This is a genomic window from Pseudomonas sp. AP42 (genome assembly GCF_001728935.1).
Classification (GTDB): domain Bacteria; phylum Pseudomonadota; class Gammaproteobacteria; order Pseudomonadales; family Pseudomonadaceae; genus Aquipseudomonas; species Aquipseudomonas lactis.
In genome coordinates, this window is record NZ_LYSO01000085.1 from 19,177 (window position 1) to 27,579 (window position 8,403).

At 58.8% G+C, this 8,403-nt stretch carries 9 protein-coding genes; 4 read left to right on the top strand and 5 right to left on the bottom strand.

Annotated elements, in window-relative coordinates; genetic code table 11:
* The first annotated feature begins 79 nt into the window (after positions 1–79).
* Positions 80–445: an antibiotic biosynthesis monooxygenase gene (locus tag A7K61_RS22780; RefSeq protein ID WP_069558430.1), complete on the top strand. Its 366-nt coding sequence runs from the start codon at positions 80–82 to the stop codon at positions 443–445.
* Here the strand turns inward: A7K61_RS22780 and A7K61_RS22785 are convergent.
* Positions 434–1,531 (bottom strand): sigma-54-dependent Fis family transcriptional regulator, encoded by a 1,098-nt coding sequence (locus tag A7K61_RS22785; RefSeq protein WP_044267941.1) that lies wholly within the window; start codon positions 1,529–1,531, stop codon positions 434–436. The two genes, A7K61_RS22780 and A7K61_RS22785, sit on opposite strands and share 12 nt — an antisense overlap.
* A 267-nt stretch (positions 1,532–1,798) precedes the next feature.
* Between A7K61_RS22785 and A7K61_RS22790 the strand changes: the two genes are divergently transcribed.
* The 3 genes from A7K61_RS22790 (at position 1,799) to A7K61_RS22800 (ending at position 5,318) form a co-directional block, all read left to right on the top strand.
* Positions 1,799–2,068, top strand: coding sequence for a hypothetical protein (locus A7K61_RS22790; protein WP_044267944.1), 270 nt, complete (start codon positions 1,799–1,801; stop codon positions 2,066–2,068).
* A gap of 231 nt (positions 2,069–2,299) precedes the next feature.
* Positions 2,300–3,460 (top strand): cysteine desulfurase family protein, encoded by a 1,161-nt coding sequence (locus A7K61_RS22795; protein WP_069558431.1) that lies wholly within the window; start codon positions 2,300–2,302, stop codon positions 3,458–3,460.
* 49 nt (positions 3,461–3,509) lie between these two features.
* On the top strand, positions 3,510–5,318 hold the full coding sequence (locus A7K61_RS22800; RefSeq protein ID WP_044267952.1) for an aminopeptidase P family protein: 1,809 nt from the start codon (positions 3,510–3,512) through the stop codon (positions 5,316–5,318).
* A gap of 38 nt (positions 5,319–5,356) precedes the next feature.
* On the opposite strand, the gene A7K61_RS22805 is transcribed toward A7K61_RS22800, so the two are convergent.
* The 4 genes from A7K61_RS22805 to rhtA form a co-directional block, all read right to left on the bottom strand.
* Positions 5,357–5,947: a 2-hydroxychromene-2-carboxylate isomerase gene (locus A7K61_RS22805; RefSeq protein ID WP_069558432.1), complete on the bottom strand. Its 591-nt coding sequence runs from the start codon at positions 5,945–5,947 to the stop codon at positions 5,357–5,359.
* Positions 5,948–5,981: 34 nt separating this feature from the next.
* Positions 5,982–6,713 (bottom strand): SDR family oxidoreductase, encoded by a 732-nt coding sequence (locus A7K61_RS22810; RefSeq protein ID WP_056788382.1) that lies wholly within the window; start codon positions 6,711–6,713, stop codon positions 5,982–5,984.
* Positions 6,714–6,811: 98 nt separating this feature from the next.
* Positions 6,812–7,093, bottom strand: coding sequence for a hypothetical protein (locus A7K61_RS22815; RefSeq protein WP_003190182.1), 282 nt, complete (start codon positions 7,091–7,093; stop codon positions 6,812–6,814).
* A 163-nt stretch (positions 7,094–7,256) separates the two neighbouring features.
* Positions 7,257–8,144, bottom strand: coding sequence for a threonine/homoserine exporter RhtA (rhtA, locus tag A7K61_RS22820; protein WP_044267961.1), 888 nt, complete (start codon positions 8,142–8,144; stop codon positions 7,257–7,259).
* Positions 8,145–8,403 lie beyond the last annotated feature (259 nt).

Consider the following 8,403-nt stretch of genomic DNA (forward strand, 5'->3'; position numbering starts at 1 on the left):
TGACCTCGACTTAACTAGAGGTTTTACCCTGCGTCACATCGAATCGCAAGATTCTGCCTACAGAGAGAGGGGAGTTTTCATGCAGGTATCAGAGAAGAATCGCAGCTTCACTCAACTGATCGAATTTCACATCGAACCCCGTCAGCAATCCGCCCTGGTGGCCGCCTTGACCACCCAGAGCGAACGTCTGGCCGTGCGCCATGACGGCTTCTTGGGTGCCAGCGTACAGGTCAGCGATGACGGGCGGCGGGTGCTCAATTATTTGCAATGGCAATCGCGCGAGGAGGGTGAAGCCGCCTTCAAATGTTTTGAGCAAGGCGGCGAAGATTTCTGGACGCTGATCCGTGCTCACCGGGCCACTGCCGTGACCTTTGGCACATTCCAGGTACTGCGCAGTTTTGAGCGCAGTCAGGACGATGCCCTGCACTGCCGGCTAAATGGATAGATGCAGCATCCGTTCGCCCTGCCTATTTCCCCCAGGGCTGCGCTTGTTTACCGCCAGTTCGCCGATCTTGATCAGGCGAGCGCGTGCGACGTTGCGGCTCAGGCCCAGCAGATTGGCGGTGTGCACCTGGTTGGAGTGGCTGAAGCGATAGGCAGCGCGCAATAAAGCGTCCTCGACCTTTTCATGCAGGGCGCCGGCCTGTTCCTCGAAGAGCTTTTGAAACGCCCGCGCCAGCAGGGCTTCTGCACTGGGATCGGTGTCGCTGTCGTTCTGGCGTTCGATGCGCAGGCTCGACAGGCGCAGGTCGTCGGGTTCGATCACGGCATTTCGGCAGATCAGCAGGGTGTGATGAATCACGTTTTCCAGCTCACGGATATTGCCCGGCCAGCTGTAGCGCTTTAGCTTGTGCTCGGCCTCGTGGCTCACGCTGATCGGGCCGTAGCCCAGGCGCTGGCTGTAGGTTTGGATGAAGTGCCGGGTCAGCGGCAGGATATCGCCGGTACGTTCGCGCAGCGGGCGCAATGCCAGGCTGACTACATTGAGGCGGTAGTAGAGGTCTTCACGGAAATGCCCGGCGTTGATGGCTTTCTCCAGTTGTACATTGGTGGCGGCCAGGACTCGCACATTGATAGCAATGCTCTTGCGCGAACCCAGGCGCACCACTTCGCGCTCCTGTAGCACCCGCAGCAGCTTGACCTGGATGGCCATTGGCAAATCGCCGATCTCATCTAGAAACAAGGTGCCGCCGTGAGCCTCTTCGAACCAGCCGGCCTTGGCGCTGAGGGCACCGGTAAAGGCGCCTTTCTCATGGCCGAACAACTCGGCTTCCACCAGGGATTGCGAAAAGGCCCCGCAGTTCACCGCCACGAAGGGCCGGTTTCGCCGCGCACTAAGGTGGTGGATATGCCGCGCAACAAGTTCTTTGCCGGTGCCAGTTTCGCCAATGATCAGCACGCTGGCTTCGCTGGGGGCCACTTGCTGGATATGGTCGAGCAGGGCCTGGGACTTTGGGTCTTCGAAAACCTGGGCTGTGGCGCGGATCGAGGTGGCTAGGGCAGGCGAGGGCGGCAGGGTGAACAGCTGCATGGTGACCTCTCATGGGAGTTCGGGCTTTGTTGAAGGGCTGTTGCCTGATGGGCAGCGGGCTGCACGCAAAGTCTTTATAGAGGTAGCGTCTTAATTCGTAAATGAAGGTGTTTCTATATTTATAGAACTTAAATGAATATGGAGGTGTTCCCGCCTTAGGCGCCAATACGCGTGATAGCGACTATCACGGACGATGATTTTTCAGCGAGAGAGGCCGGGAGTAGCCTGTGTTCATTGACTCGAAACCACCTTCGCAGGGCCAACGCCATGAACCGTTTCCTCGCTGTTTCCTTTTTACTTGTCACCTCTGTCCTTGCGGGTTGTGCGACCCAGCCTTCCCCGGAGTTGCGTCCCTATACGGCCGAGGAAACCAAGCAGTTGGCCCTGGAGGCCCTGGGCCGTCGCGGCTTGTCGTTTGACGACTATCAACGCCAGCGCGCCGCGTTGCTTGCCCAGCCACAAAAGCCTTTCGGTTTTGATCGCCAGGGCGAAATGAACGCCGAGCGCAGCGTGGTCCTGCATGGCCGCCCCAGTTGAGCGCGCTTCTTGCAGCAAAAAGCCCGAGGCTTTCCACAAGGAACCTCGGGCTTTTTGTTTGCCATGGGGCTACTTCAGCCTGTTAAGCTCAATTCCAGGAGCGTTCCTACGCACATTTAAATAAAGTTACCTTCTTTAATGGCATTCGATCGGTTAAACCTGACGACCTCTGTTCTGGTCGATGCCCCCGAGACGCTGCTCTTGGGAATACGCTCTGCGAGTTTTAACCTCATGAATAAACGTCCGTTGTATTTCGACTACGCCGCCACCACGCCGGTGGATGAGCGAGTTATCCAGGTGATGGTCGAGTGTCTGGGTTTCAACGCCCATTTCGGCAACCCTGCGTCCAGTTCCCATGCATTCGGCCAAGCGGCCCGGCAGAAGGTTGAGCAGGCGCGTCGTCAAGTGGCTGAGTTGGTGGGGGCCGAGGCCGAGCAGATCGTCTGGACCTCCGGTGCCACAGAATCCAACAACCTTGCGCTCAAGGGCGTGGCCCAGGCCCGTGGTGTGGCGGGTGGGCATATCATCACCAGCCAGATCGAACACAAGGCCACGCTGGACACCGCGAGGCAATTGCAGGAAGCCGGTGTGGCAGTGACTTACCTGGTACCGGATGCAGACGGCTTGATCAGCGTCGAGGCGGTCAGCGAAGCCTTGCGCGAGGACACCTTTCTGGTCTCGCTGATGCTGGTCAACAACGAACTGGGAACCCTCAACGATATCCCGGCCATTGGCGCGCGGGTGCGTGAGCAGGGCGCGTTGTTCCATGTGGACGCGGCGCAAGGGGCGGGCAAGGTGGCTATCGACCTGGCCCAGTGGCCGGTGGACCTGATGTCGTTCTCTGCTCACAAGCTGTATGGACCCAAGGGCATCGGCGCGTTATATGTTGGGCCGCGGGCGCAGCAGAAGGTATTGGCGCAGATTCATGGGGGGGGCCACGAAGGCGGTTTGCGCTCCGGCACCCTGGCGACCCATCAGATTGCCGGCATGGGCACGGCGTTTGCCCTGGCGGCAGCGTCTTTCGCGGATGAGAAGGCCACGATTGTCGCACTTCGCCAGCGCCTGCTGGATCAACTGGCGTCGGTAGCCGGCTTGCGTATTAATGGCAGCCCGACCCAGCGTATTGCGCACACGCTGAGCCTTACCTTCAGCGAAGGCGAGTTCAACTCCGCCGCATTGAGTGCAGGCATTGCCTTTTCCGCGACTTCAGCGTGCAATTCGGCCAGCAATGCGCCGTCCCATGTGCTCATGGCCTTGGGGCATGACGCCCGCAGTGCCGCTCGCACTATTCGCTTGAGCCTGGGCCGGTTCACCACCGAACAGGATATCGACCAGGCCGCGCAGTTGATCAAGGCCGCGTTGACGAGCGCGCCGGCATTCTGGGCGGTCTGATTTATCATTCGCAACACATAACAATTATTAGTGGTTAGCAGGAGACACAATGAGTACGCAGCCTTTGACCCATGGAACGGTTCCCCAGCGCCTGGCGCACACCCGTGAACTGATGCGCCGCGAAGGCATTCATGCCCTGCTGGTGCCATCGGCGGACCCGCACCTGTCCGAATATTTGCCGGGTTACTGGCAAGGGCGTCAGTGGTTGTCCGGGTTTCATGGTTCGGTGGGCACCCTGATCGTCACGGCGGAGTTTGCCGGGGTCTGGGCGGACAGCCGTTACTGGGAACAGGCGACCAAGGAACTCAAGGGCAGCGGTATCGAGCTGGTGAAGCTGCAACCGGGTCAGCCTGGGCCGCTGGAGTGGCTGGCCGAGCAAACCCCTGAGGGTGGCGTAGTGGCGGTGGACGGTGCGGTCATGGCCGTGGCCTCGGCACGTACCCTGGGTGGCAAGTTGGCCGAGCGTGGCGCGCGTCTGCGTACCGATATCGATGTACTCAATGAAGTCTGGCAAGACCGCCCGGCATTGCCGAACCAGCCGATCTATCAGCATCTGCCGCCCCAGGCCACGGTCAGTCGTGGCGAGAAACTGGCCGCTTTGCGCGCCAGTTTGAAAGACAAGGGCGCTGACTGGCATTTCATCGCGACGCTGGATGACATCGCCTGGCTATTCAACCTGCGCGGCGCTGATGTGTCGTTCAATCCGGTGTTTGTGTCCTTTGCCTTGATCAATCAACAGCAGGCGACTTTGTTTGTGGCGTTGGGCAAGGTCGATGCGCAACTGCGGGCGGTGCTTGAGCAGGATGGCGTGACCCTGCGTGATTACAGCGAGGTGGCGCAAGCGCTGCGAGCGGTACCGGCGGGCGCAAGCTTGCAAGTAGACCCCGCCCGCGTCACTGCCGGCTTGCTGGAAAACCTCGACGCGAGCGTCAAGCTGGTTGAAAGCCTCAACCCCACCACACTGGCCAAATCCCGCAAGAGCCTGGCAGACGCGGAACATATCCGCCAAGCCATGGAACAGGATGGTGCGGCGCTGTGCGAATTCTTTGCCTGGCTCGACAGTGCCCTGGGCCGCGAGCGCATTACCGAACTGACGATTGACGAACACCTGACCGCTGCGCGTACCCGCCGCCCAGGCTATGTATCGCTGAGCTTCAACACCATTGCCGCCTTCAATGCCAACGGCGCGATGCCGCATTACCACGCCACCGAAGAAGAGCATGCGCTGATCGAAGGTGATGGCTTGTTGTTGATCGACTCGGGCGGCCAGTACCTGGGCGGAACCACGGACATCACGCGGATGGTGCCCATCGGTACACCGAGTGAAGAACAGAAGCGCGATTGCACGCGGGTACTCAAGGGCGTGATTGCCCTGTCCCGTGCGCAGTTCCCCAAAGGCATTCTTTCACCGTTGCTGGATGCCATTGCCCGGGCACCGATCTGGGCAGAAGGCGTGGACTACGGTCACGGTACAGGCCACGGCGTAGGTTATTTCCTCAACGTGCATGAGGGCCCGCAGGTGATTGCCTATCAAGCCGCTGCGGCGCCACAAACGGCGATGCAGCCAGGGATGATTACGTCAATTGAGCCGGGTACTTATCGCCCTGGCCGTTGGGGCGTGCGCATTGAGAACCTGGTGTTGAACCGTGAAGCGGGCAAGACCGAGTTTGGCGAATTCCTCAAGTTCGAAACCCTGACCCTGTGCCCGATTGATACCCGGTGCCTGGAGCCGTCGTTGCTGACGGCGGATGAGCGTGAATGGTTCAACGCGTATCACGCCCAGGTGCGTGAGCGTTTGAGCCCGCTGCTCGATGGTGCAGCGCTTGAATGGTTGCAGGTGCGCACTGCGGCGATTTGATCGGTTGCAGCCGGGGCATTGCCGGCTGCAATCGACATCTAGCTGAGGGCTTCACGCACAAAGTCCAGACGGTCCTGGCCGAAGAACAGCTGGTTTCCTACAAAGAAACTGGGAGCGCCGAACACGCCGCGCTTAATGGCTTGTTCGGTTTTGTCCTTGAGGGCGTCCTTGACGGCTGCATCATTGGACAGGGCCAGTACCTGCTCGGGATCGAACCCCTTTGCGGTGAGCACATTGGCCACGACCTTTGGGTCGCCCAGGTGATGGCCTTCCACCCAGAGTGCTTGGAACAGGCAGTCGATGAAGTCGAGGAAGCGCTCAGGCTGGTGGATTTGAATGCCGGTGACAGCGCGCATCAGCAACAAGGTATTGATGGGGAAGTGCGGGTTGAACCTGAGCGGCACGTTGTAGCGTTTGGCGTAACGCGTCAGGTCATCGAGCATGTATCGCCCCTTGGCAGGCACCGTGATCGGTGAGGCATTGCCCGTGGCCTTGAAAACACCGCCCAATAGCATCGGTTGATACACCACCTGTGCGCCGGTTTGGGCGCACAGCGCTGGCAACTGGGTATAGGCCAGGTAAGTGGCGGGGCTGCCGAGATCAAAGAAGAACTCCAGGGTTTTACTCATGGTCTGTACTCACTGCTTATTGTTATAGAGGGAGTCACCAGGTTTCGTTCCAGGGGCGCAGGTCCAGTTCGAACGTCCAGGCGTCCCGTGGCTGGTTGTGCAGGAACCAGTAGTTGTCGGCAATATGGTCCGGGTTGAGGAGGGCGTCCTGATCCTTGAGGGCGTATTTTTGCGGGAAATTCTCGCGAATGAAGTCGGTATCGATGGCACCGTCGACCACCACATGGGCGACATGGATGTTCATCGGGCCCAGCTCCCGCGCCATGCTTTGTGCCAAGGCGCGTATTCCGTGTTTGGCGCCGGCGAAGGCGGCAAACCCGGCGCTTCCACGTAAGCCGGCGGTGGCGCCGGTGAACAGGATAGTGCCGCGGTTACGCGTGACCATGCGCTTGGCGACTTCCCGTGCGTTCAAGAAGCCAGAAAAGCACGCCATCTCCCAGATCTTGAAGTACTTGCGCGCGGTTTCTTCCAGAATGCTGCAAGGTACATTGGCGCCGATGTTGAAGACGAACGCTTCAATAGGCCCCAGCTCGGTTTCGATTTGCTCGACCAGTGCGATCACGTCTTCTTCTTTACGCGCATCACAGGCAAAGCCATGGGCTTCACCGCCGGCTGATTGAATGCTGTCTACCAGGGGCTGCAGTTTGTCGGCGCTGCGACGGGTGACGCAGGCGATGTAACCTTCGCGGGCAAAGCGTTTGGCTATGGCGCCGCCGGTTGCGTCACCGGCACCCACGACTAATACGATTTTCTTGTTGTGCGGCATGGGAACTCCATTGGCTCGATGGTCGAGCAGGAGTTTAGCCTTCATGCCGCAAATGGCCGGGATTTAAGATGAGCAGTCAGGACAGACTGCTCGGGCAACTATTTGCAGATGACGATCATGCTGCGGCTGGTATAGCCGGCAGGGTTGAGACCGAAGGGATAGTCCCCAGGCTCCTCGGAGTTATCGCCGGATTTGGCGATCACCCGGTAGCCCTTGGCGCCGCATGAGTTGGCAGCACTGGTGTAGCACTGGTCCCAGGAGGAGGACAGGCCCGAACAGTTGATATGCAGCCCTTTCTTACCCCGTTTCACTTCTGTTTTTGTGGTTGCAGCACAGCCAGCGATACCCACAACCAGCAACAGTATCAAAATTCGTTTCATTCCCATCCTTAATAGCCGCCCTGCAAAAGAACAGAGCCGCTTTACTCGCTCTCGAGCGAAGCGTTCATGCTGTCCGTGTCGAAATTCTCCATGAATGACATTCGGTTACGGCCTAAACATGGCCTAAATGAGCGGCAAATACCAGAGCGGACTTTAAAGATGATCAGTCGGCGGGTACTAGCGGTTTGGATTCGTTGCGCATCGTCAACGTAGCGCCTACGGACGCGAGGATAATGCAGGTGATGGCCAGCCATTGGGCCAGAGATAAATGCTCATGCAGAAAGAACAGGCCGGATAGGGCGCCGAACGCCGGTTCGATACTCATCAACGTGCCGAACGTACGGGCGGGAAGGCGCGTGAGTGCAACCATCTCCAACGTGTACGGCAAGGCCGTGGACAGAATCGCGACGCCGATGGCGATAGGGATCAGGGCGGGCGTCAGCAGCGCGGCGCCAGCATGCACGATGCCGATCGGTGCGACGAACAGGGCGGCAATCATCACGCCGAGTGCGGCGGTCTGAACACCATTGTCGTTCCCAGCCTTTTGGCCAAACAAGATATAGAGGGCCCAGCATCCGCCTGCGCCCAGCGCGTAAGCCGCGCCGACCCAGTCGATACCGCTACTGGCCTCGCCCATTGGAATCAACAGCAGTAGGCCGATGATCGCCAGGGCAATCCACAGGAAGTCGACAGCCCGGCGCGAGGCATAGATAGCGACGGCAAGCGGGCCTGTGAACTCGAGTGCTACTGCGATCCCCAGCGGTACGGTGCGAAGGGACATATAGAAGAGGAAGTTCATGCCGCCCAGCGCCATCCCGTAAATGATCACCGTGCGCAGGGACTTGGCCGTCAGCGTGGCGCGCCATGGGCGTAATAGCACCAGCATGATCACACTGGCGAAAATCAAACGCAGAGCGGTGGTGCCTTGTGCGCCAACAATAGGGAACATGCTTTTGGCCAATGACGCACCGGATTGGATGGACGCCATGGCGATTAATAGCAGGCCGATCGGAAACAATGCGGATGCCAGGCTGCGAGGAGGGGGGGTCATTGCGGGAGTTCTTCCGAAGTCATGGTCGATAAATACGTGGCGCTATGATGCTTAACTGTTAGCGAATGAGCAATATATTGCGCAAAAACTGACTCGTAGCTATCTATATAGTGGAAGCATCGGTTTTTTGAGGTTTTTGATAGAAAAACCGAATAATGGGGTTGACGGCAGATTCTGGAAGCCTATAATTCGCCCCACTTCCGGCGCAGTCGAAGCGGAAAACTCCTTTGTAAACAATGAGTTACGCAGTTCTCGACAG

Bases quoted from the DNA above. Each gene is read 5' to 3' on its own strand.
- A7K61_RS22780 (WP_069558430.1), top strand. From the start codon at position 80: ATGCAGGTATCAGAGAAGAATCGCAGCTTCACTCAACTGATCGAATTT.
- A7K61_RS22785 (WP_044267941.1), bottom strand. From the start codon at position 1,531: ATGCAGCTGTTCACCCTGCCGCCCTCGCCTGCCCTAGCCACCTCGATC.
- A7K61_RS22790 (WP_044267944.1), top strand. From the start codon at position 1,799: ATGAACCGTTTCCTCGCTGTTTCCTTTTTACTTGTCACCTCTGTCCTT.
- A7K61_RS22795 (WP_069558431.1), top strand. From the start codon at position 2,300: ATGAATAAACGTCCGTTGTATTTCGACTACGCCGCCACCACGCCGGTG.
- A7K61_RS22800 (WP_044267952.1), top strand. From the start codon at position 3,510: ATGAGTACGCAGCCTTTGACCCATGGAACGGTTCCCCAGCGCCTGGCG.
- A7K61_RS22805 (WP_069558432.1), bottom strand. From the start codon at position 5,947: ATGAGTAAAACCCTGGAGTTCTTCTTTGATCTCGGCAGCCCCGCCACT.
- A7K61_RS22810 (WP_056788382.1), bottom strand. From the start codon at position 6,713: ATGCCGCACAACAAGAAAATCGTATTAGTCGTGGGTGCCGGTGACGCA.
- A7K61_RS22815 (WP_003190182.1), bottom strand. From the start codon at position 7,093: ATGAAACGAATTTTGATACTGTTGCTGGTTGTGGGTATCGCTGGCTGT.
- rhtA (WP_044267961.1), bottom strand. From the start codon at position 8,144: ATGACCCCCCCTCCTCGCAGCCTGGCATCCGCATTGTTTCCGATCGGC.